General features: G+C 64.4%; 1 protein-coding gene and 1 pseudogene. Both read right to left on the bottom strand.

Features of this window, described 5'->3' with window-relative positions:
* Positions 1-837, bottom strand: an 837-nt coding sequence (trbL, locus tag LO50_RS16545; RefSeq protein WP_044315676.1) for a P-type conjugative transfer protein TrbL, incomplete at its 3' end; no start/stop codon positions are given.
* Positions 834-1044, bottom strand: a pseudogene (locus tag LO50_RS16540) (hypothetical protein); the annotation flags it as partial. The gene trbL and the pseudogene LO50_RS16540, both read right to left, overlap by 4 nt.

The raw sequence follows: 1044 nt of genomic DNA, 5'->3' as shown, positions 1-1044 counted from the left end.
AGCACCGGCCATCGCGCCCGCGCCAAGCTGAGGCGCACCGGACACCAGGCCGGTGGCGATGCCGGGGCCGAAGATGCCCAGCGCCAGCAGCGCGAGCGAGGCCAGCATCACGACCAGCGCATGGTCGATGGATGGTTCATCGGGATGCGCTTGGAACTCGGCGAACAGACCCGAACCGATGCCGACGATGACGGCCAGCACCAAGACTTTGATGCCCGAAGACACCACGTTGCCGAGCACCTTTTCCGCCAGGAAGCTCGTCTTGTTCCAGAGCGCGAACGGCACCAGCACGAAGCCGGCGAGCGTGGTCAGCTTGAACTCGATCAGCGTGATGAAAAGCTGCACCGCCAGCACGAAGAAGCAGAGGATCACCACCAGCCAGGCGAGGAACATCACCACGATGGGGTCGATGTTCACGAACACCTCGGGGAACCCGGCCATGTCCCCGATCTGTTCCAGAATCGGTGCTCCTGCGTCAATGCCGGTTTTCGCCAGCCGCCCCGGCTGAAGAAAATTCTCCATCGTGATGGCCGATCCGGTGGCCGTGATTCCCAGGCCGGCGAACGAGCGGAACACGATGCTCGCCAGCCAGTTGAAGTTGCCGATGATGTAGGCGAAGGCGCCGACGTAGAGCACCTTGCGCAGCAGCTTGGCGATCACGTCTTCGCCCTGGCCGGTGGCGTGGCTCATGGCCCAGTACAGGCCCGCGATCGTCATGTCGATGACGATGAGCGTGGCGGTGAGAAACGCCACTTCGCCTTGTAGCAGCCCGAAGCCCGAGTCGATGTAGCGCGAGAACGTATCGAGGAAACGGTCGATGATGGTCACGTCGTTCATGGCGTGTTCTCCGGCGAGGTGAGCGGCGCTGGCATGTCGTCGGTGGGCGTGTCGAAGCTCGGCGGAATCGGCGGCAGTTCGGTCAGCGATTCGTATTCGTCCGGCCCGGTGTGGCCGGCGAAGAAGCGTCGCCGGAAGGCTTCGGCGGCGGCGCGGCAGGCGTCCTCGCCTACGGCTTGCCGATCAGCCGCGCATTGCCCGCGTAGC

It is taken from the genome of Stutzerimonas stutzeri (assembly GCF_000935215.1).
In the GTDB taxonomy this organism is placed as follows: Bacteria; Pseudomonadota; Gammaproteobacteria; order Pseudomonadales; family Pseudomonadaceae; genus Stutzerimonas.
The sequence above is the reverse complement of the archived record's forward strand: the minus strand, read 5'-3'. Positions and strand labels throughout refer to the sequence as shown.